The organism is Rubripirellula amarantea, assembly GCF_007859865.1.
Lineage (GTDB): Bacteria > Planctomycetota > Planctomycetia > Pirellulales > Pirellulaceae > Rubripirellula > Rubripirellula amarantea.
In genome coordinates, this window is the sequence record NZ_SJPI01000001.1 from 3,205,599 (window position 1) to 3,228,438 (window position 22,840).

The 22,840-nt window shown below is 54.2% G+C and carries 13 protein-coding genes; 7 read left to right on the forward strand and 6 right to left on the reverse strand.

Features of this window, described 5'->3' with window-relative positions:
- The first annotated feature begins 148 nt into the window (after positions 1-148).
- The 7 genes from Pla22_RS25215 to Pla22_RS11810 are packed head-to-tail and all read left to right on the forward strand — an operon-like array spanning position 149 to position 11,711.
- A complete protein-coding gene (locus Pla22_RS25215; protein WP_165440612.1) occupies positions 149-295 on the forward strand; it encodes a hypothetical protein in 147 nt (48 codons plus the stop codon).
- The gene (gene glgP / locus Pla22_RS11785) at positions 285-2,891 is read left to right on the forward strand and encodes an alpha-glucan family phosphorylase (RefSeq protein WP_146514788.1); all 2,607 of its coding nucleotides are present in this window, start codon (positions 285-287) and stop codon (positions 2,889-2,891) included. Before Pla22_RS25215 ends, glgP begins: the two co-directional genes overlap by 11 nt.
- Positions 2,888-4,186, forward strand: coding sequence for an acetate/propionate family kinase (locus Pla22_RS11790; protein ID WP_146514789.1), 1,299 nt, complete (start codon positions 2,888-2,890; stop codon positions 4,184-4,186). The genes glgP and Pla22_RS11790 overlap by 4 nt, the downstream gene beginning before the upstream one ends.
- A complete protein-coding gene (locus tag Pla22_RS11795; protein WP_146514790.1) occupies positions 4,183-6,561 on the forward strand; it encodes a phosphoketolase family protein in 2,379 nt (792 codons plus the stop codon). Before Pla22_RS11790 ends, Pla22_RS11795 begins: the two co-directional genes overlap by 4 nt.
- A 1-nt stretch (position 6,562) precedes the next feature.
- On the forward strand, positions 6,563-7,147 hold the full coding sequence (locus tag Pla22_RS11800; RefSeq protein ID WP_146514791.1) for a histidine phosphatase family protein: 585 nt from the start codon (positions 6,563-6,565) through the stop codon (positions 7,145-7,147).
- 8 nt (positions 7,148-7,155) lie between these two features.
- The gene (locus Pla22_RS11805) at positions 7,156-9,654 is read left to right on the forward strand and encodes a plasma-membrane proton-efflux P-type ATPase (protein WP_146514792.1); all 2,499 of its coding nucleotides are present in this window, start codon (positions 7,156-7,158) and stop codon (positions 9,652-9,654) included.
- Positions 9,651-11,711, forward strand: a complete 2,061-nt coding sequence (locus Pla22_RS11810) for a glycogen debranching protein (RefSeq protein WP_146514793.1) — start codon at positions 9,651-9,653, stop codon at positions 11,709-11,711. Before Pla22_RS11805 ends, Pla22_RS11810 begins: the two co-directional genes overlap by 4 nt.
- Positions 11,712-12,005: 294 nt before the next feature.
- Here the strand turns inward: Pla22_RS11810 and Pla22_RS11815 are convergent, their stop codons facing one another.
- The 6 genes from Pla22_RS11815 to Pla22_RS11840 all read right to left on the reverse strand — a co-directional run bounded on the left by Pla22_RS11815 (position 12,006) and on the right by Pla22_RS11840 (position 22,581).
- Complete coding sequence (locus Pla22_RS11815; RefSeq protein ID WP_146514794.1) at positions 12,006-13,463, reverse strand: sulfatase family protein; 1,458 nt, start codon at positions 13,461-13,463, stop codon at positions 12,006-12,008.
- Positions 13,464-13,589: 126 nt separating this feature from the next.
- A complete protein-coding gene (locus tag Pla22_RS11820) occupies positions 13,590-15,059 on the reverse strand; it encodes a sulfatase family protein (RefSeq protein ID WP_242631954.1) in 1,470 nt (489 codons plus the stop codon).
- 148 nt (positions 15,060-15,207) lie between these two features.
- The gene (locus tag Pla22_RS11825) at positions 15,208-17,202 is read right to left on the reverse strand and encodes a sulfatase (RefSeq protein WP_390620265.1); all 1,995 of its coding nucleotides are present in this window, start codon (positions 17,200-17,202) and stop codon (positions 15,208-15,210) included.
- Positions 17,203-17,464: 262 nt separating this feature from the next.
- Positions 17,465-20,581, reverse strand: a complete 3,117-nt coding sequence (locus tag Pla22_RS11830; protein WP_146514795.1) for a DUF6797 domain-containing protein — start codon at positions 20,579-20,581, stop codon at positions 17,465-17,467.
- A gap of 72 nt (positions 20,582-20,653) precedes the next feature.
- The gene (locus tag Pla22_RS11835; protein WP_165440613.1) at positions 20,654-22,051 is read right to left on the reverse strand and encodes a FecR domain-containing protein; all 1,398 of its coding nucleotides are present in this window, start codon (positions 22,049-22,051) and stop codon (positions 20,654-20,656) included.
- Positions 22,048-22,581 carry a sigma-70 family RNA polymerase sigma factor gene (locus Pla22_RS11840; protein WP_146514797.1) on the reverse strand — a complete coding sequence of 178 codons (534 nt, stop codon included), beginning with the start codon at positions 22,579-22,581 and terminating at the stop codon, positions 22,048-22,050. Before Pla22_RS11840 ends, Pla22_RS11835 begins: the two co-directional genes overlap by 4 nt.
- Between the last annotated feature and the right edge of the window lie 259 nt (positions 22,582-22,840).

Here is a 22,840-nt window from a genome sequence, read left to right on the forward strand (position 1 = left end):
CGCAACGGGCGACAAACCCCACCAAACCACTGCTCCCGCGAAAAAGTTCGAATCTGATTCGCTTTGGTACCTGAATTGCGACCGGTGAGTTTTGAGTGTTCGTGCGAGCGCCCTCGATTGGCGCCGATCTAGAAAGGGAGACGTGACGATGTCCGTAGTGCTAAGCGATGTCCAAGAGGGAAATGTGTTGGAGATTCGCGTGTGCGGGAACGACATCGAGAAACGGTTCGCTCTTTCGACGAAAGCGAAACTGACAACGCTCGATTGTGGTTGGCTGATTAACTATGTCTGCTAACCCTCGGAACGTGCATCCCGTTTACGATCTTTTTCCTCTCGAGATTGACGGTTTTGACACCTTGGCCGACTTGGCTTTGGACCTGCGATCGTCTTGGAATCACGCAACCGATGAAGTTTGGCGTCGACTCGATTCGGAATTATGGGAGATCACGCGCAACCCGTGGGTCGTTCTGCAAACCGTTTCGCGGCAACGTATCGAACATGTACTTGCCGATGCTGATTTTCGAGGCAAGGTTGATGCGTTGTGGAATGAGCGAAAGCGAACGGCAGAGCAACCGGCTTGGTTTCAGCAAACGCAGGTCAATTCCGCTTTGACGTGTGCCGCGTACTTCAGCATGGAATTCATGCTAAGCGACGCGTTGCCGATTTATTCGGGCGGGCTTGGCAACGTGGCGGGCGATCAGTTGAAGGCAGCCAGTGATTTGGGGGTGCCAGTGGTCGCGGTCGGGTTGTTGTATCAGCAAGGCTACTTTCGCCAAACCATCGATGACGCCGGCGTTCAACAAGCGCTTTACCCGTACAACGATCCTGGGCAATTACCGATTCTGCCACTACGCGATTCGGATGGCGAATGGCTGCGTTTGAAAATCGAATTGCCTGGGTACTCGGTTTGGCTGCGAGCTTGGCAAGTTCAAGTTGGGCGTGTGAAGTTGTATTTACTCGACAGCAATGACGCTGCCAACTTTCCCGTTCATCGGGGAATCACCAGCGAACTCTATGGCGGTGGTCCCGATCTGCGACTGAAACAAGAATTGATTTTGGGCATCGGCGGTTGGCGTTTGCTGGCGGAACTGGGGATTGCCCCCGAGGTTTGTCATCTGAACGAAGGGCACGCGGCGTTCGCGGTTTTGGAACGAGCTCGCGCATTCATGAAAGCGTCGGGCCAGCCGTTTGACATCGCGTTGGCGGTCACTCGAGCGGGAAACCTGTTCACGACGCATACTGCCGTCTCGGCTGGCTTCGACCGTTTTGAACCGAACCTGATCGAGCAGTATCTCGGACGGTATGCGCAGACGGAATTGGGCATTTCAACGGCGGACTTGTTAGCGCTTGGTCGCCAGAACCCGGCGGATGATTCCGAGCCGTTCAACATGGCGTACTTGGCGATTCGTGGAAGTGGCAGCGTCAACGGAGTGAGTCGGTTGCATGGCGAGGTCAGTCGGCGGCTCTTTACACCGTTGTTTCCCCAGTGGCCCGAAGACGAGGTTCCCGTGTCGCACGTCACTAACGGTGTGCACATGCCGAGTTGGGACTCGGCGGCTGCGGACGAGGTGTGGACTCGTTCGTGCGGTAAGGATCGTTGGTTGGGAACCAGCGAAACATTGTCGTGTGACATTGACCGCGTGCCCGACGAAACGCTTTGGCAGTTCCGCACCGATGCAACTCGTTCGTTGGTCGATTACGCTCGCCGTCGTTTGTCGCGACAGCTCGCTGCCTCTGGATCGCACGCTGACGATATCGAGGCTGCGAAACACTTGTTTGATCCCACCACATTGATGCTTGGGTTTGCACGTCGATTCGCGACCTACAAACGACCGAATCTGTTGCTGCATGATCCCGATCGCTTGCTGCGTCTGCTGACGAACCCTGAACGACCGGTGCAGTTGATTTTGGCTGGTAAGGCTCACCCGGCCGATAAAGCGGGGCAAGACTTGATCCGCCAATGGATAGATTTCATCCGGCACCCCGTCGCACGACAGCATGTGATTTTCTTAAGCGACTATGACATGTCGCTAACCGAACGCTTAGTTCAAGGTTGCGATGTGTGGGTCAATACACCGCGACGACCTTGGGAAGCTAGTGGGACGAGCGGGATGAAGGTGCTTGTTAACGGAGGCATCAATTTGTCGGAACTTGATGGTTGGTGGGCCGAAGCGTACACGCCGGAAGTCGGTTGGGCTATCGGTGACGGACAAGAACACCACGATGATCCTTATTGGGACGCGGTCGAAGCGGAACAACTTTACGACGTGTTGGAAAGGGAAGTCGTCCCCGAGTTTTATCAACGCAACGAAAACGGAATTCCGACGCGGTGGATCGCCCGAATGCGAGCCAGCATGTCTCGCTTGACTCCGCAGTACAGCGCCGTGCGGACGGTTCGCGAGTATACCGAGAAACACTACGTGCCCGCGGCGACGGCTTTTCGAGATCGAACCAAGCTAGGCGGTGCCGTGGGGACCAATATCGTTCACTGGGAGCGTTCGACACGAGAAAAGTGGGCGTCGTTGAAGTTCGGCGATCTGCGAGTGCAAACGAAGGCCCAAGAACATGTCTTCAGCGTTGATGTCTACCTCGATGGTCTCGATCCGAATTTCGTGAAAGTTGAACTGTACGCCAATGCAAACGAGAACCGATCGGTCGTTCGCGAAGTGATGATGCGAACTGAATCAAGCGATGCATCGAAGTCGAATGTGTCGAAGTTTGCAGACCCACAAAGTTCAACGCAGTCACTCAGTTCAGCCAATCATTGGGTGACGTACCGGGCGACTGTAGCGGCCAATCGTTCGGCCAACGATTTCACGCCACGCATCGTACCGATGCACGAAGGAGTTCACGTTCCATTGGAGCTCGGTCTGATACGGTGGCAACGATGAATCGAGAGCACATTCTTACCATCAACGCTGGGTCATCCAGTATCAAGTTCGCGGTTTACCAAATCGCGGCGTCCCAGTTCGCAGCGTCCCAGTTCGCGGAGTACCAGGGGGATGATTCCATGCGAGTTGGTATCAGTGGTACGCTCGATCGTATAGGGAAAGACGAGACCCGGCTCACGTTTAGGAGCCAAGATCACGCTCGATCGCACACCGTCGAATGCCAAGCTTCGGACCATGCTGACGCGATTGATTTTTTGATGGATTGGTTCGAGTCCGAGAAGGTTTCCGCCGATGTGGCTGCGGTTGGACATCGCATCGTTCACGCAACGCCACTGGCTCACCCCGAAGTCGTGACACCGGAATTGCTTGACGAGTTGTACCGGGATTGTTCCTTCGCGCCGCAACATTTGGTCAATGAGTTGGCAATCGTTCAAGCGTGCCGCCGCCGCATGCCCGACGTTCCGCAGGTGTTGTGTTTCGATTCGTCGTTTCATCATACGATGCCACGCGTTGCATCGACGCTTGCGATCCCTCGGCGGTATCAGTCCAAGGGCATCAAGCGTTATGGGTACCACGGATTGTCTTACACCTATCTGATGCAAGAGCTAAGGCGACTCGGTGACCCAGCGGCCAGCGAAGGACGCGTGATATTGGCTCATCTTGGCAACGGCGCGAGCATGGCGGCGGTTCTTGACGGCAAGTGCATCGACACCAGCATGGGTTTTACACCGGCGGCCGGATTGCCAATGGGGTCACGCAGCGGGGATTTGGATCCGGGATTGTTCAGTTACATGGTGCAGCGCGAGGGATTAAAGCCAGAGGAGTTTTTCAGGATGGCAAATCATGAATCGGGTTTGCTGGGGATCTCGGAGACTAGTTCTGACATGCGTGACTTGTTGGCGATTGAGTCGACGGACGTTCGCGCCGCCGAGGCGATTGACGTGTTCTGCTATCAAGCCAAGAAATTGATCGGCGCTTATGCCGCGGCGCTGGGCGGACTTGACACGCTGGTTTTTTCTGGCGGTATTGGTGAACGCTCGCCCGAAGTTCGCGCACGGATATGTGCCTCGTTGAAATTCTTGGGCATTGCGCTGAACGATCAATGCAACTCCAAAAACGAATGCCTGATTTCAGACACGCCATCATCGGTCAATGTTCGGGTGATCCCCACGGACGAACAGATCGTTATCGCCAACTCAGTCGCGGACGTGGTCAAACGCCTGCACTCGCAGTCCGATGCTAGAACCGCGTCGCTTTTCCCAACCCCATCTCAACGTCAAGGAACCGAGTCATGAACATGGTCCAGGAACATTACACACTTGCGCCGGAAATGTTGCGAAAGATCGACGCGTACTGGCGGGCGGCCAATTATTTATCGGTCGGCCAGATCTACCTCTATGACAATCCACTGCTCAGACGGCCGCTCGAACTTTCCGACGTCAAACACATGCTGCTAGGGCACTGGGGGACAACACCGGGTCAGAACTTCATCTACGCCCACTTGAATCGGATCATCAAGCAATACGATCTGGACATGATCTATGTTTCGGGTCCCGGTCACGGCGGTCCATCGGTCGTCGCGAACACGTATTTGGAAGGAACCTACAGCGAGATTTATCCCGAAATAAGCCGGGACGAAGCCGGTTTGCGTAAGTTGTTCATTCAATTTTCGTTTCCTGGCGGCATCCCCAGTCACGCATCGCCCGAGTGTCCAGGTTCGATTCACGAAGGCGGCGAACTCGGCTATTCGCTGAGCCATTCCTTCGGCGCGGTGTTTGACAATCCCGATTTGATCGTCGCCTGTGTCGTCGGCGATGGTGAAGCGGAAACGGGACCCTTGGCTACGGCTTGGCATTCAAACAAGTTCCTCAATCCCGCCAACGACGGCGCGGTGCTGCCGATTTTGCACCTGAACGGTTACAAGATCGCGAACCCCACCGTGTTGGCTCGTATCGAGCACGAGGAACTGGACCAGCTTATCCGTGGATACGGTTGGACGCCGCACTTTGTGGAAGGCGACGATCCCGAAGAGATGCACGAGGCCATGGCAGCAACGTTGGATTCGTGCATCGAACAAATTCAAGCCATCCAGCATGATGCGCGCGAGTTTGGCAACATGACGCGGCCACGCTGGCCGATGATCGTCTTGAAATCGCCGAAGGGATGGACCGGTCCCAAAGTAGTCGACGGGGTTCCGATCGAAGGCACCTTTCACGCTCACCAGGTTCCGCTTTCTGATCCTGCAAAGCATCCCGAGCACCTGCAAATGTTGGAGGATTGGCTGCGAAGTTATCGACCCGATGAGTTGTTCGACGATGCGGGGCGATTGAGACCTGATATCGCCGAACTGGCTCCGACCGGCACGCGTCGTATGGGGGCCAATCCGCATGCCAACGGCGGCATGTTGCTTCGTGAACTGAAAATGCCTAACTATCGTGACTACGCCATCGACGTTTCCCCGCGAGGCGTCATGGGTATCGGTGATACCCATGCGATGGGACCCTTCATCCGCGACATCATTGAACTCAATGCCGAGCAAATGAATTTTCGCGTGTTCGGACCCGACGAAACCGCGTCGAATGGTTTGGAAGCGGTCTTCGACGTTACGTCACGTCAATGGGTTGCGAGAACGCAGTCCAATGACGAATTCCTCGCACCGGCCGGCCGAGTCTTGGAAATGCTTAGCGAACATCAATGCCAAGGATGGTTAGAAGGCTACCTACTGACCGGTCGTCACGGGTTGTTCAATTGTTACGAAGCGTTCGTTCATATTGTCGATTCGATGTTCAACCAGCACGCGAAGTGGTTGAAAGTCACCAACGGATTGCCGTGGCGACACAAGATCGCATCGTTGAATTACTTGTTGGCATCGCACGTTTGGCGACAAGATCATAACGGGTTTACGCATCAAGATCCTGGATTCGTTGACTTGGTTGTCAACAAGAAAGCATCGGTGGTGCGAGTTTACCTGCCGCCCGATACGAATTGTTTGTTGTCGGTGATGGATCACTGTCTGCGAAGTCGTCACTACGTCAATGTGGTGATTGCGGGTAAGCATCCGGCGCCGCAGTGGTTGTCGATAACCGCCGCAGAAAAGCATTGCGCCGACGGCATTGGTATTTGGGATTGGGCTAGCAACGATGATGGTGGCGAACCTGATGTTGTGATGGCTTGTTGCGGCGACGTACCGACATTGGAAACCCTAGCAGCAGTTTCAATCTTGCGAGAACACTTGCCTGAATTGAAGGTTCGCGTTGTCAACATCGTCGACTTGATGAAGCTACAACCGCACAACGAGCACCCTCACGGTCTCGCCGATCCTGGGTTTGACGCCTTGTTCACCAAAGACAAACCGGTGATCTTTGCCTTTCACGCCTACCCATGGTTGATCCACCGGTTGACGTACCGCCGCACCAATCACGAGAACTTTCACGTACGCGGGTACAAGGAGGAAGGCACGATCACGACGCCTTTTGACATGACGGTGCTGAACGACCTGGACCGGTTCCATCTTGTCATGGATGTGATCGACCGGGTGCCGCAAACCGGCAAGAAGGGACAAACGCTGAAGCGGCAACTCATCGACAAGCTCGCCGAGCATCGGCAATACATTTGCAAGAACGGTCGAGACATGCCCGAAATTCGCGATTGGCGTTGGGAGGGTAAGTAAGATGACTTTACGAATCTATTTGATGCGACATGGCGAAACCGAGTGGTCCCTTTCGGGCAAGCATACCGGACGCGTCGACATTCCGTTGACCGACAATGGTGAACAGGAAGCTAGTCGATTGGGCCAGCGACTCGCGACCACGAAGTTCGACCACGTGCTGGTCAGCCCACTTCGACGCGCTCGACAGACTTGCGAATTGGCTGGTTGTGACGAGCATGCCGAAATCGAACCGCATCTGGTCGAATGGGCCAATGGTGACTATGAAGGGCGAACTCACGCCGATGTGTTCAAGCAACGTCCGGGTTGGAACTTGTTCGTCGACGGATGCCCCAATGGCGAATCGCCCGATGACATTTCGGCACGAGCCGACGAATTGATCGAGCGGCTCATCAGCCTGGACGGAAACGTTGCCTTGTTCTCGCACAGTCACTTTGGCCGCGTGTTGGGGGTTCGTTGGATCGGTTTGCCCGTTCAGGCCGGTCAGCATTTCATCTTGGACACCGCGTCGATCAGTGTGTTGTGTTTCCAACACGCTCGCGAGGATGAATATGGGCGCGATCCTGCTATCGAGTCGTGGAATGGTTAAGTGGTTCCATGAATGCAATCAATGAAAATGAAAACGCCATCCTCGGGCTCACTCAGGCCGAAGCGAATCGGCGTTTGGGACAGTTTGGTCCGAATGAATTACCCGAAGCAACGACTAGTGTTCTGCTGAAGTTGCTCTCCTATTTCTGGGGACCGATCCCATGGATGATAGAGATCGCAGCCATTCTTTCGCTGGTCGTTCAGCACTGGGCCGATTTCGCGATCATTTCTGTTTTGTTGATCGTCAACGCGGCCGTTGGTTTCTGGGAGGAGTTTCAAGCTGGCAATGCCGTTGCGGCTCTCAAGTCTCAATTGGCTCTTCAAGCTCGTGTCAAACGCGATGGCCGATGGACGACTCTTGCTGCCCGAGAACTGGTCCCCGGCGATTGCATTCGACTTCGTCTAGGCGACATCGTACCTGCCGACGCTGATTTGTTGGCTAGTGGATTGGCGAATGCGGATTTGACGGATACGGATTTGACGAGCACGGATTTGACGAGGACGGATTTGACGAGGACGGATTTGACGAGGACGGATTCCGGGCAGGATTGTTCAGTGGATGTTGACCAATCTGCGCTCACGGGTGAGTCCTTGCCAGTCACGCGGAAACCCGGCGAGACGGTGTACTCCGGATCGATCATCAAGCAGGGAGAGATCGACGCGATTGTCAGGGCGACTGGTGCTGAAACGTACTTTGGTAAAACGGCTCAACTGGTTCAATCCGCTCATACGACTAGTCACTTTCAAAAAGCGGTGCTGCGGATCGGCAACTTCCTAATCGCGATTGCCGTGATCATGGTCGCGTTCATTTTGATGGTCGCGTTGTTTCGTGGTGATCCGATCACTGAAACGTTGCAATTTGCGCTGGTGTTGACCGTCGCCGCAATTCCCGTCGCCATGCCGACCGTTTTATCGGTCACGATGGCCGTAGGTGCGAAAACGCTGGCTCGCGGTCAAGCAATCGTCAGCCGATTGGCGTCGATCGAAGAACTCGCCGGAATGGACGTTCTTTGCAGCGACAAGACTGGCACATTGACACAAAACAGGCTGACCCTCGGCGAACCGTTTCTGATGGACGGCATTACCAAGGACGAAATTTTGCTCGCCGCATGCCTTGCTTCCCGAGTCGAGAACAAGGATCCCATCGACAGCGCTATCTTGGAAGGTTGTGGCGATGTTCCCATCGACTTTTACCAAGTTCGCCAATTTCGACCTTTTGATCCCGTTCACAAACGAACCGAAGCGGCAGTGCAAGCCAAAGATGGTGGCAGGTTCAAGACTAGCAAAGGTGCGCCGCAAGTTATTTTGAATCTGGTCTCGAACGTCGACGCCATTCGGCAACCAGTTCAAGCCGCGATCGACAACTTTGCATCCCGAGGTTTCCGTGCTCTAGGCGTAGCCCAATACGATGACGTCAACGGTTGGAGGTTTCTTGGAGTGCTGCCATTGTCGGATCCACCACGTGATGATTCCAAATCGACGATCGCGGCGGCTCGTCAAATGGGATGCACGGTGAAGATGGTCACCGGCGACCAGTTGGCGATCGGGCGCGAAGTGGCGACTCAGCTCGACATGGGATCAAATCTGATTGACGCCGAGATTTTTCAAGAGACAAGCTACAGCGAATCCGCTCAGGTCGACGACATGATCGAGAATGCGGATGGTTTTGCACAGGTCTTCCCCGAGCACAAATTCCATATTGTCGATGTGTTGCAAAAGCATGGTCACATCGTAGGCATGACCGGCGATGGCGTGAACGACGCTCCGGCGCTGAAGAAGGCCGATTGCGGCATTGCGGTTTCCGGAGCAACCGACGCGGCCCGAGCTGCCGCCGACATTGTGCTGATGGCGCCCGGTTTGTCGGTAGTCATCGACGCCATCGAAGAAGCCCGTAAAATCTTCCAACGGATGAACAGCTACGCGATTTACCGAATCGCTGAAACGATTCGCGTGCTGGTGTTCATGACCTTGTCGATTCTGGTGTTCAACTTCTACCCGGTGACCGCGGTCATGATCGTGTTGTTGGCGTTACTGAACGACGGAGCAATTTTGTCGATCGCTTACGACCGAGTGCGATGTTCGGACAAACCCGAGCATTGGGACATGCGATCTGTCCTGGGTGTATCGAGCGTGCTGGGGCTCGCCGGCGTGGCAGCTTCGTTCGGTTTGTTCTATCTTGCTGAACGCGTCTATCAAGTCGATCGTGAAACGATTCAATCGTTGATGTACTTAAAATTATCTGTCGCTGGTCACCTTACCGTCTTCGCAACGCGCACTCGAGGTCCGTTCTGGTCAATTCGGCCAGCAAAAGTGCTGTTCATCGCAGTCGTCGGAACTCAGGTCATTGCAACGTTGATCGCCGTTTACGGAATTTTGATGGCTCCGATCGGATGGAAGGTGGCGGCACTGATATGGTGTTACGCTCTCGCATGCTTTCTGGTGAACGACCAACTGAAATTGATTGCGTATCGAATGTTCGGAAGTCCTCAATCTACGACCAACTCATGAAGACCTGGTCCCAATCCGAAGGCACGCCGTATCCCCTTGGCGCGTTTTGGGTCGCCGAAGACCAAGCCTATAACTTTTCGATCTACTCGCGTCACGCGGAAGTGGTGCACTTGCTGCTTTATTCTGAGCAAGACACAACGCATCCGATGTTGGAAGTCGCGCTCGACTACTTAACGAACAAGTCCGGTCCGGTTTGGCATTGTCGCGTCGACCAATCGGACGCGGCTGGCGCGGCGTACTACGGATACCGAATTGACGGGCCGGCACCCCAGGGACGGTACGATTGGCACTGCTTTGACTTCGAGAAAATCCTGCTTGATCCTTGTGCTCGCAGCGTTCACTTTCCGGAATCATTCAGCCGAGCCGCCGCATGTCGGCCGGGTTCCAACGCGGGACAAGCACCGCTTGGCGTTTTGCCAACTCAGCTTTGCGAAGTGGATTGGAAAGACGACAAGCAACCGCGGCACGATAGTGATTTGGTAATTTACGAATTGCACGTCAAAGGATTCACTCAGCATCCAAGTTCTGGCGTTCCGGAATTGCACCGTGGGACCTTTCTCGGTGTGGTCGACAAGATTCCGTATCTGGTTGACCTTGGCATCACGGCGGTTGAACTGATGCCGGTGTTTCAGTTCGATCCGGATGACGATAATTACTGGGGCTACATGCCGATGAATTTTTATTCGCCGCATCATGCCTACGCCACCAATCCTTTTGCTTGCGATGTCCAAGCGGAGTTCTGCACGATGGTCCGCGAGCTTCATGCGGCTGGAATCGAAGTCATTCTAGACGTGGTCTATAACCACACCTGCGAAGGAGATCACACGGGCCCCACCTATAGCTTCAAGGGAATCGACAGTAGTTCCGCTTACATCATGACCGGCAACGCCGCGGCTCCCTTTGCCAATTACAGCGGCACGGGCAACACGATGCACACCGCCAACCGAGCTGTCCGTCGACACATCGTCGACAGCTTGCGGTTCTGGGATAGCGAGATGCACATTGATGGGTTTCGCTTCGACCTTGCGTCTATCTTTACACGCAACAGCGACGGTTCCATCAATTTGGACGACCCGCCCATTGTTAGCGAGATCGGCACCAATGCCGATCTCACAAACAACCGTCTCATCGCGGAGCCTTGGGATGCGGGTGGCGAATTTCAACTTGGCCAAAAGTTTCCCGGCCAGCGTTGGATGCAATGGAACGCTCATTACCGCGACACGTTGCAGCGATTCGTTCGCGGCGACAAGGGCTTCATCCCCGAGTTGATGACTCGATTGTACGGCAGTGCGGATCTGTTTCCCGATGATCGTTACCACGCTTTGCAACCTCCATTAAGCATCAACTACATCACCTCACATGACGGTTCGACGCTTTACGACCTGGTCGCCTATAACCAAAAACGCAACTGGGCCAACGGTCACGAAAACACCGACGGTGCTAGTGAGTGGCGCTGGAATTGCGGATGGGAAGGCGACGACAACGTTCCCATCGAGGTGATCGAACTTCGCAAACGACAAGTCAAGAACTTTATCGGCCTGTTGATGCTTTCCAACGGCACGCCGATGTTCCGAATGGGCGACGAGTTCTTGCAAACGCAACAGGGCAACAATAACCCCTACAACCAAGACAACGAAACGACCTGGCTGAATTGGGACCGACGGCAAGCAAACGAAGACGTTCATCGGTTTGTCAAGCAAATGATCGCGTTTCGCAAAAGCCACCCGTCGATCAGCCGTTCGCGATTTTGGCGAGACGAAATCACTTGGTATGGCAGCGGCCACCTTGTCGACATGTCTCACCATTCCCAGCAGCTCGCCTACTGTTTACATGGCCAATCTCAAAACGACGTTGATCTCTACGTGATGATCAACGCCGCTTCGTCCACAGCCACCTTTGGCATTCAAGCAGGCGCTCCCGGAACATGGCACCGAGTCATTGATACCGCGCGCCCCTCGCCCGAGGACATCACGTTCAGCTCAAGTCGCCCTCTCGAAGCCACCGCCTACGAGGTTGCGGGGCGAAGCATCGTCGTCCTGATGACTCGGCCAGAGTGAAGGTGTCGTTGAGCGGTGTTGGTTTAGTGCTAACGAACTCAATATCGATCATCTTTCGGCGGCTAATTGTCCGGACGACAATGGTAGTGGATCTCGTTAAAGATCCTTGCAGGCTGGGATCGTTGACAAGATCGACCACCAATGAAATGTTGATGACGAAGAGACTCCCAAACGCTGAGCAGTGAACGTTATGGACCGCGAAATTTGCTCGAGTCTCGGTCTTTGCCCAGGCAGCCTCGAATTCAGGCCGTCGACATTCACCAACAAAACATCAGGTCGTTCGGCCGGTGCCGGCTACTTCGGGTTTCGTGCCGCCTCTGGCAACGAGAAGTCCTTCAGCAATTGTGGCGGCCCGCTTAGCGATTGATCGTCGTTAACCTCTTTCATATGAGCATCGACCAAGTGCCGCAGTTCAGCCAGTTTGGTGGCTTGCGCGGGTGACGCGACCAAGTTGCTGGTTTCGAACGGATCGCTCTCGACGTCGTAGAGTTCCTCCGGCGGATTGGTGTGATAGTCGTGCAGAAAGGCCGCGGCATTGGGGTCCGTCGTAGCCGCATCGATGTACGATTGCCAGTGCTGGCCTGCATGCGCCCAGTGCTTGGGGTCACGCGGTGTTTCCTTGGCCCAGACGTCCGTATGAGTGGTATAGGCGAACTCAGGATGCAGGTTTCGGATGTATTTCCATTTGCCCGCGCGGACGCTGCGAATCGGGTAAACATTCTTTTCGTTGTCGCCTTTGTGCGTAGCGAAAATCACGTCGCGATGCTTGTCAGTTTCACCCAGCAGAACTTTCGCGAACGACCGTCCGTCGACGCCTTGAGGTGACGAACCACCGGCCAAGTCAATAAGTGTCGGTATCAGGTCGATCCAACTGACCATCGCATCAGTCGACGAACTCGGCTTTATCTTGCCTGGCCAAACGGCGATCAAAGGAGTGCGAATTCCCGTTTCGTAAAGCGACCATTTTGCGAACGGCCACGGCATGCCATGATCCGACGTGTAGACCACCAGCGTGTTATCTACGTCGAGATACTTGGCGACTAATCCTCGAGTTTCGCCGACTCGACGGTCGATGTCTTCGGCTCCTTCGACGTATCGCGTCATTTCTACGCGAGCTTCGGGCGTGTCAAATATCTTCGGAGGAATGACAACGTCTTCGGGAGCAATCCTGGCTTCTTCTTTGGGTGGCCATGCCGTGTGTGTGTCCGTCCAGCCAAGGAACAAGGCCAGTGGAGGTGCATCATCGCTGCGTTGCGCGAGGAAGGTTTCCACCTGATCCAATGTCATGGTTTCTTGCAGACCGCCACCACCGAGGATTTTTACACTCTGCGGAACATATTGACCAAAATGTTTCCGCCCGGAATGCCCGACCTTGCCGTGAAAAACGACCTCGTACCCTTGTGCGATGAGCGTGGGCAACAGTGAAACGACACCAGGTTTGAGTTCGAATTCGTGATTGCCAACAATGCCATTGCTGTAAGGCATTCGCCCGGTAAACAAAGCCGCACGGCTGGGGGCGCAAGCGGGCGAAGCGACATAAGCGTTGTCGAACCTGATGCCGTCGGCGGCAAGTTGTTGCAGGTTTGGCGTTTGAAATTCGGGCGATCCGTAAACCGACGAATGGTAAACGCCATGATCATCGGCAATCGTGATGACAAAGTTCGGTGGCTTGGCCCCGCAAACGATGGCATGGACCATCAAGCTGAAGATGATTAGCGAAAGGATCGATCGTCGAAGTGTGGCTAAGTTCATAGTGAGCGTGAGATCTTGTTTGCGAAGTGCTAGTTGCTAGTTTGGGTTTGTTGATCACAGTTCCCCTGCAATGATTGTGCAGCGGAGTGCGAGGCATCTTCAAGTACTTGGGTAAGCGTTTGGAGCTTAGTCGTTGGCCGCCGCCTTCGCGCGAATTGCACGTCGTCGCTTCTGTTTCTGCTTTGCGTTGTTACCAGCGGTGGTCTTGTCATTCGAAGGCGTTAGAGGTTTCCCCTCCATGTAGAAGTCGTAGTAATCGTGCCACGTCTTCGCCATGGGGCCGGTCGTTAGCCCGGGTGGGTCCAACGTTTCCGACCATGTTTTGAGCTTTTCACGCAGACGATCAGCGATGTCCGGATGGGTGGCCATCAAACTATGTTTCTCTTCGATGTCGGATTCGAGGTTGTACAGATACTCGCGATCTCCACCGCGCAACAACTTCCAATCACCTTCACGAATCGCAGACTGAGCGATCCAACGCCACATAAGAGCGTCGTGCGGAGCCGAATTGTCTTGACCGGTGAGAAACGGAATCAGGTTTACGCCGTCGAGCTCATCGAGCTTACCGGGCTCACCGGGCTCGACGTCGATTTTGGCAAGTGATGCTGCGGTTGCTGCGACGTCCAAGGCGCTGATCGGGTGATCATAGATCTGGCCTGCGGGAATAGTCCCTGGCCATGAAACCACGAACGGAACGTGCATGCCACCTTCGGACAACATGCCTTTTTCGCCATTGAGTGGATCGTTCAGCGAACCATCCCAGCCTGGACCACCGCCGGGAGCGTCTCGTTTGTGAATTTTCAATGGAGCCCCATTGTCGCCGATATAGAAAATTAGCGTTTTCTGTGTCAGATTGTGTTTTGCGAGTGTGCTTACGATCCGGCCCACGCCGTCATCAACGGCCGAAAGCATGGCGAGCGCTTGGCGGCGGCGTTCAGGCATCGCATCGGGAAACCGATCGAGATACTTTTTCCGTGCGTCCAAGGGAACATGAGGAGCTCGGTAGGCCACGTACAAAAAGAATGGGTCGTCTTTGTACCGATCGATGATGGAAACTGCCGCTTGGCTGCAACCATCAATGTGATAGAGCCTGGTCTGCATCGTACCCATCGGACGATCTTGTCCATCGAGCTTGATATTGGCCGCGAATGGTCCACCGCTGTTTTGAGCATAGACATGCTTGAATCCGTGATCGGTGATACGTATCCCAGGGCCAAGGTGCCACTTTCCAAATTGCGCCGTGACATATCCGGCGGCTTGAAGTCGTTCGGCGATCGTTAATTCTTCATCGAAACCCTTAAGCGAATATCCATTGGCTTCAGCTCCGAACTTGGATTGGAACTTTCCGACCAGCAATCCCGCTCGTGATGGAATGCACTGTGGCGCGGTGCTATATCCATGCCGGGCCAACACGCCACTTTTCGCTAACGCATCCACGTTTGGAGTTTGCACATCACCAACTACGCCCTGGCACGAAAGGTCTGCGTGTCCGTGGTCATCGGTATAGAACACGATCACGTTGGGTCGATCGTCGGCGATCGCAGTTACTGTTAATAGCAACGATGGCACAATAGCGAACATGATTGGGAGCTTCATGATTGGCACTTGGGCGATTCCGATGGCGTGGTTCGATGATTTCTGTAGGCGTTGAATACTCTGTGCAAACTAATAGGTTCGATCGCATCGGCGCGTCAGTGGAAACTCCTTCGGTTGTACGCAACGCTAGCGAAGAACGTGTGCTGAGTCAGAGTTTCCAGCGGTAAACCTCTTGCCCATCGCCGGTGGTCAGCCGAATGTTGGTGAGTGAGATTCGTCCTGGGCCGGTGGCGGGATCGATGCGGACGGCAAGCACAGCGTTGTCGACCGCCCATTCCACGTTGTACTCATGCGGCGTTCCGTCATGAGCGACGTCGAATTGCGTGCAACGCTCGCGGTTGAAGGCGGGGGACAAGCCTCTTTCTTGCCAAAACACGTGTCCCGCGCCGCGGGCATTAGAACTCATCCTAAATTTCAGCACGAGTTTGTTGTCCGTAACAGCGGAAGGAAGCTTGTAGCTGATGTAGGGATCGCCGCCGCCGCTTGTTATGTCCAGTGAACCGTCTTTCATTGCCAATTGGCACGTGCCGCCAGGCAGCCAACCCGCGATGGGTTCTTGCGGTTTCAATGACTGCTGGTTGCGAGCCTTTCGTTTAGCTTTCTTATCGGTGTTTCCGGTTGCTTTTAAGTGAGCATTGCCGATCATTTCAGGACGATACTTTCCAGGATCGAACTTTGGGTTGGGCAAGGGGGCGATGGCGTCAGTATTGTCCAGAAACTCGTCAATCATCTGGTCGAGTTCACGCACTCGTTCGGGCTGGATCGATGCAAGATCGACGTTCTCGCCCAGGTCGTCTTCGAGGTTGAACAATCGATAAGCATGCTGACCGTCATCGCCGCCATGAAAAATGCGAATCAGTTTCCATTCGCCAGCGTGAACGCTCACCGACGGTGGTAACCAGTCAGGGATGTTCGGTGAATGGGGAAAGTAAGTAAAGATTGCTAGGCGATCGAGGGCTTCACCGCGCAGAGCCGGGATGAGACTGATACCGTCGAACGACTGATTCGGCTGCGGGGCGATGGCGAGTCTTTCCAGCAGCGTTGGATAGAAATCGCAGCTTTGAATCACTTCGGCGCTGCGGGTTCCGGCTTGTACGTGACCGGGATCAACGACGATTGCTGGACCGCGAACTCCGCCTTCGTACATCGTCGCCTTGCCGCCGCGAAGTGGGAAATTGCTGGTCGCCGATGTGCTATCAACTTGGCTGTACATGTTGCCGCCGTTGTCCGAAGCAAACACGACGATGGTGTGATCAGCAATGCCGAGTCGATCCAACGTGTTGAGTATAGTTCCGACTGCATCGTCCATACTTTCGATCATCGCAGCATAGGTTGGACATCGTTGCGGATTGTTGCTGTCAACCTGTTCGCGATAGGTGTCGATGAGCGATTGCTTGGCGTCAAAGGGCGCATGGACACTGAACATCCAATAGTTCAGGAAGAACGGTTTGTCGCTGTTGCTTTCCATGAACGCAACAGCTTCCTTCGCCATGCGGTCTTCGATGTGCTCGTTCGGGATATCTGGATCGTGGTCAAAATCTTTGAACTTCCAAGGCGCGACGTAACTCCCCGCTGGTCCTGGACCTGAATGGTGAGGTAGATCTACATCAAAGCCGTGTTCCAAGGGCGAATAAGGTTCCGGTCCGAGATGCCATTTGCCAAAGTGCCCGGTCGCATAGCCGTTGTCTCGAAACATCTCGGCCAGCGTGTAGTAGTCAGTGTTCAATCGAGACGCTGAATTTGGAATCGTGCATTTTTGATTCGCGGGGCCGGTCGAGTTGTACGTTGCTGTCAGCGTGGCTTTGGGCAAATGACAGATAGGCGATGTGATTCCGTGGCGAGCCGGACTCAAGCCCGTCAACACACTAGCTCTAGTCGGTGAGCATAGGGGACTTGCCGAATAGGCGTGAGTGAACGTCATCCCGCGGCCTGCCAGACGTTCAATGTTGGGTGTTTTGTAGAATGAGGTTGTGCCGTACAGCGTCGTGTCGCTCCAGCCAAGATCATCGGCAAGGATGAATACGACATTCGGCTTTGATTGAGCCTCGGCGGTGAAGCACGATAGGGACACGAGGACGAATGAGAGCATCCCCAGCCGAAGTGACTTGCCAAACAAGTGTCGTTTGATTCGAGTAAGCAGCATGAAGAGATCAAGGGTAATACGGGTGAGGGCAATCGTGTCCAACGCGTTCCAAAGCATACGAAGTGGTTCAGGCCAACGATCAGCTGGTTCAGCGATCAACTTCGTCAAAGCGGTTCCTGCTGACGCAAACGCTGAGTGTCGTGATGGATCCGTGGTCGCTGATGGTAGTGCGGCTAGATGAACGGTCGAAATTCGTCATCTGGATTCACACGGATTCACATGGATTCGCAGTGGTACGAATTGGTAGTTGGAACCAAGCCAGTCACTCGTTGGGGATTGAATGGATGGTCCAATAGACGTCTTCGTTAAAGGGATTGCCGTTTGTATCCAAAACGTCGATGTGCAGATGCAATTGGTTGACGGGCCTGAGGCTTCGTGTCTTCAGCGAGATCGTTTGGGAGTTCTCGCTGATCGAAACGGATTCGATTGGTAAACCTTGCTTTCCAACTTCACCTGTTTCGGGGTGATAGAAATCAGAACCGTAGTTGTCGGTCCATTGGTAATTCCATTGCTCGGCCACAAACGAAGTCACGCGCGTGGCTGTGTCGTGATCCACAGGGAAGTTGAAATGGACCCGAAGTTCGCCGGGATGGACTTCGCAGTGCGTGATCATTCGCACTGGTTTGCCAGTGTAGCGGACTCGATAGATGCCTCCGTCGGCCAAGTCTCCTCTTCCGTTGTCGTTCCAACCATTGAGTCCGGTCACGTAGAGTTGTCCGTCGACGGGGTTGACGCGTCCTCGCATGATGCCGGTTTCAAAGTCATGTGGGAATTGCACCAAAGCGGCTTGGCTTAGGCCGTCCACTTCTTGCGTCATCAGGTAAAATAAACGTCCCTGGCCGAAGCTCGTATGCAGCAATCGCCCGGCCAAGGGACCAAACCGGTCATCTTCTACGACAACCTGGCCGCCCGACGAATTGTCGACCTCCTGGGGCATCCAAATCAGTGGTGGATCAAAGGACTTTGGCGGAACAACTTTGCGGTGATCAATTCTGCCTCCGTCCGGTGCCCACGCGCCGCCACCTTGGTTCTGGATGTAGCCGTAGAAGCCTCCGCGTTTGACCAAGTTGATTTTCGAAGCTGGCATCCAAGTGCCTTGGTTATCGCTGACGGTCAGTCGATCATCGGGCAGTATTCCTAATCCGTTAGGCGTTCGCAGTCCCGTGCAAATCACTTCGCGAGTTTTCCCGTCGGCGGAAACTTTAACGATCGCCCCAGGCAGCTTGTAGTCCGTGTACTGCCCACTCTTGGCATAGTAGAAATTGCCTTCTGTATCGGTTTGCAAATCAAAGTTGAATGCGTGAAAGAAGGTCGAGACGTCGGTGTCTGCACTGAAGCTTTCATAAAAGTCGGCTTCGCCATCTTGGTTGAGGTCATGCAGTCGCACTAGCCGGTCTCGGCAGGTGACATAAATCAACCCATCAACCACTTTGATCCCAAAGGGTTCGAACATGCCGCCCGCATACCGCTTCCATCGCACGTTCAGCAAGTTATCGTCAACACCCGAGACAATCCAAACGTCACCCCCGACCGTCGCCACCGCCATTCGTCCGTCGGGAAAGAAGTCGATCGCCGACGTTCGGAACCATGTATTCCATGGTGTTGATTCTGGGATAGAGATGGTGTCGACGGCATAGGCACCGGATTGAAAGCCTCGGTAACCGATCGTTTCAAAACGTTCAGGCCAACGCAGATCTCCGCCAGCAATCATCGATGTCGGTCTGTTTTCCAAAAGAGACAATTCTTTGGTTGGTAACAACGCACCGCCGAATCGAATGATGTCGATCTCTCGCGTTACTTCACCCGCAGGGATTTTCACGACCCACCGTTGTTGGTGATCCAACTCAAGCGTCACCTCATCGATGTCGCCCTTCAGCAAAGGACGTGCGCGGCCGAGCGCCGATTTTCCCACTGCAAGAACCAATGCGTTTCCAGCATGGACGGTCAATGAATGACGAACCGCCGTCTGGTTCGCCAGAGTCGATGGAGATTCGAGAATTTCACGGTTGTCGATCGAATAGCTTAAGACGATCTTGTCGCCACAAAGAAAGTGCCCGTGATAGTTAAGCCACTGTTCGGGCAGGGGGCCACGCGGCAACAGATCCTTTGTTGCGTAATCTAGCGAACCGTCGTGTCCCCATTGCCAAAGATCAAGCGTTTCGATGGTCTCGCCTCGCGGGTGAGGGTAGCCTTCGCCACGACCTCGTTTGTGCTGAGTTTGATCGACATCCAAGAAACCTCCTGACCAGATGGCAGCTTGATCCATCGTGTGCAGGTCGTAGGCGATGGACATGTCGCCTAACTTGATGGTCAACGCGCTATTCACGTCGCGTCCCAACTGCGATGCCAAGGCTGGGCCGTAATCACGATCGGGATCGAGCTTGAAGTCACCCATGTCCGTCCCTTGGGGCAGTCCCTTAAAGTACTCGGGCGTGACCAAGAAGTAGTCTGGGTTTAAACCCTTCATGAACCGATTGCGAATGTAAGCGACCACTTCGTAGCGTTCTCGTGGTGACAACGCCGAAGCAGCGGCCATCAAGCCGTTGCCATGCGAAAGTGTTTTGAACATGCTGTGCGGATCAGAACCGAATTTTAGTTTCTGAGTACCGAATGCCCGAGCCGTGGCCAATGATGGAGTGTTCCCATCCTTGCCATGGCACTGGTAGCAAGTCGATTCGTAGATCTGTTTGCCGCGATTGAGTTTCCTGTTTTCCACCTGCCGAATGATCTTGGCGTGATCGAGATTGATAGTGTCATCTTTGGGGATCAATTGCTCGGGTGTCGGCTTTAGTTCGTCGGCACGCTTGCGACCACCTTCGTGAATCGCAAAAAGGTAGCTGAGTAAGTCAAGGAATTCGCGTGGGGATTTGAGCGTCGCCACCAAGCCCGCGGGCATCATTGAAACGTTGGAACGATTTCGTGCATCGATATCCTCTTTAAGGATTGTAATGCTGGCGTGCAGGTTTGACGCGTCTCGTAAAACGATTTGATTGTCGTCTTCCGATACCATCATTCCGGATTGAACATCCCCATCGACGGTGACCAATTGGATGGTTTCAAAACACTTTCGAATGGACTTCGATGGGTGCAGCAGCGATTCGACGAGATGAACGTCGGATATTTCGTCCCCCAGACGCGTCAAGTCTGGCCCAAGTGGGGACGGCCCATCACCGGTCACGTGACACTTAGCGCACGCCGCCGCTGAAGCATAGAAGACGATCGCCCCGCGTTTTGGGTTCCCTCGTAGTCGCGCCTCATTAGCAATTTCGATGGAATCCACCGATTCAAACACCTCTTGCAGCGTTGCCGTTTGAGCGAAGGCAGGGGAAGCAAGTAAGGCACTGATTAACGTGCACAAAAAAACAAAGGTGCGGGACATTAGCGATCCAAGAGAATGAACGTTGTAGCTGAGCATGCGGGGTAAGGTTTGGAGAATCTTGATGTTTTAAAACTATTGATTGCCGGTGGTTCTTTTGACCGCAATGCCGAACATCGCATTGTTGGCGCGGTCGCCATCCGCTTGCGGCGGACCAAGTTCAACGATACCGGCTGCATCGACACGCCTAGTCCACACTGAGTAAGGAACATAGATGCCGCCTTCGCTGTCGGGCTCGATGCCGTGAGCTAGAGGGCTCACTGGACGCCAAGGCCCGCTGCGTAGTTTGAGTTCTGTCTTACGGAAATTTTCCTTTAACCAAGCCGAGGGCTTTCTGCGTTGATCTTGCATGACGTAGATGTCGGCTGGTCCGGCAAGTTGCAACGAAATGGTCAGCGACTGTTCTCGCCGGTCGATATGGAAAGGGCATACGACATCTGCGTTGATCAATTCGGAAGGGAAATCTTCGCCTTTTGCCGCTTGCCAAACCACGTCGCGACGAGGAGTTGACGCGTGTGTTGTATAGGCGATGGTCCCGTCACGCATGCCGCCGGCAATGATTCCATAGAATCGGTGGAACCCATCGGTGTCTGCATTGTCCGATACATCGACGACGATCGAGGAGGTGTCGCTCGCAGATAGCCCGAGTTTTTCTTGCGACAACCAAACGGCAGACAGTCGACGCGGTTGTTGACCTTTGCGAAGTCGGACGCCTTCGCCTTCCAAGACGTTGAGCGGACCTCGCGCGCTAGCATTGCCATCAGATTTAACTTTCACCTTGCCGTCGAAGACCGCGAGACTTGCTTCGTCTCCTTTGACATCGACGCCAAACCGAGTGCCAAGGTCGACGATTTCGCCGTGATCGGTAACGATCGTAAAGCCGTGCCCCGATTCACCAATGTCCGCGTTGACTCGTCCTCGGGCAATTCGCAGACGCATCGGAGATTCAAAAGTTGCATCCATAGGACCAGATAAATCAAGGGCGATGCCGCTTTCCAATCGAACTTGGATTGCACCGGACGTCAACTGAATCCGATTTAGCGCGATCCAATCGCCAGTTTTGATGTCGGAATCGAAATCCACCCATTGAACTGAATCCAGTGAAACTACTTCAAGCGGTATGGTTGCGGCCGACGCGCCGGAGCCGGTAACTGACTTAAACCAGAAGAGGCCGACGATCAAGAGCGCAGCAGCGGCGATCGCAATCATCAAGCTAGTCGTTTTCAACGACGATTGTCGCATCACGACGCTGTTAGCGGATGCCAAGTGCTCAGAACTCATCGCATCGAATTCCGAATCTGAAATCGCTGCGACGTCAGAGATTGCCGAGTCTACATTCATGTACTCGACGAAATTGCGTCGGAAATGCGCGTCCGAGCGAAGAGCTGATTCAAGTCTTTGCAACGATTCTGCATCGATAGTTCCGCTAGCGTAGTCGGCAATTAGCATTTGCCTTTCGGATGGGCGACTCACGACAACCCCTCCAATTGAAGAGTTCGTCGTGTGCATTCAACCAACTGCAAACGAATCCGATGCAACCATTGGTAGAACGCATTCACCGTTCGACCGCTTTGTTTTGCAACCTGCTGCATATCGGCCTGAGGTGCATAAGCCGCTAGGACAAGTTGTCGATGGGGAGTTGGTAGCTTTTCAAGGCAGCCATCGAGTGCATCTCGCTGGGCGGCGAGTTTTGCTTCATTGTGAGCGGACTCGTCGACTACCACCTTGATCACATCAACGGAAAGCACATGTCGATCACGACCGGTATCTCGCAGCCATCCGAGTGCTTCGTAACGCGCCACGCGAAAGGCCCATTTGCGAAATCCATCGAGATCCTCGAGTTCATCGAACTTTCGCCATAGCACGAGTGCGACCCCCTGCATGACATCGGAAGTATCCTGACGAGTCGGAACCATGCGACGAACGAATGCCCGAATCGCCGCTTCGTTCTCGGTGAACAGCGCCAGGAATGTCTCGTGTTTGTCCGCAGTTTTGTCTTTCATGCAACTACACTCCACTAATCCAAGCGGTCTTACGAAGAAAACCTAGAAAACTTGGGTGTTAAACCGACAAGCCGCCGACGATCGGCGACCTCTTCCCGGCAAGAAGGGCAAGTAGACCTTGCGGATAAGCATCTTCACATCCTGTTCTAGCTGCGTGCTCACGTTGCACATTCAGGACACTTACTCCGGCGTTTCAAATGAATGCCAACGCGGTTAAAGAAAGCGAATTGCTGAATGAAACGGTCAAGTGACGTTCTCC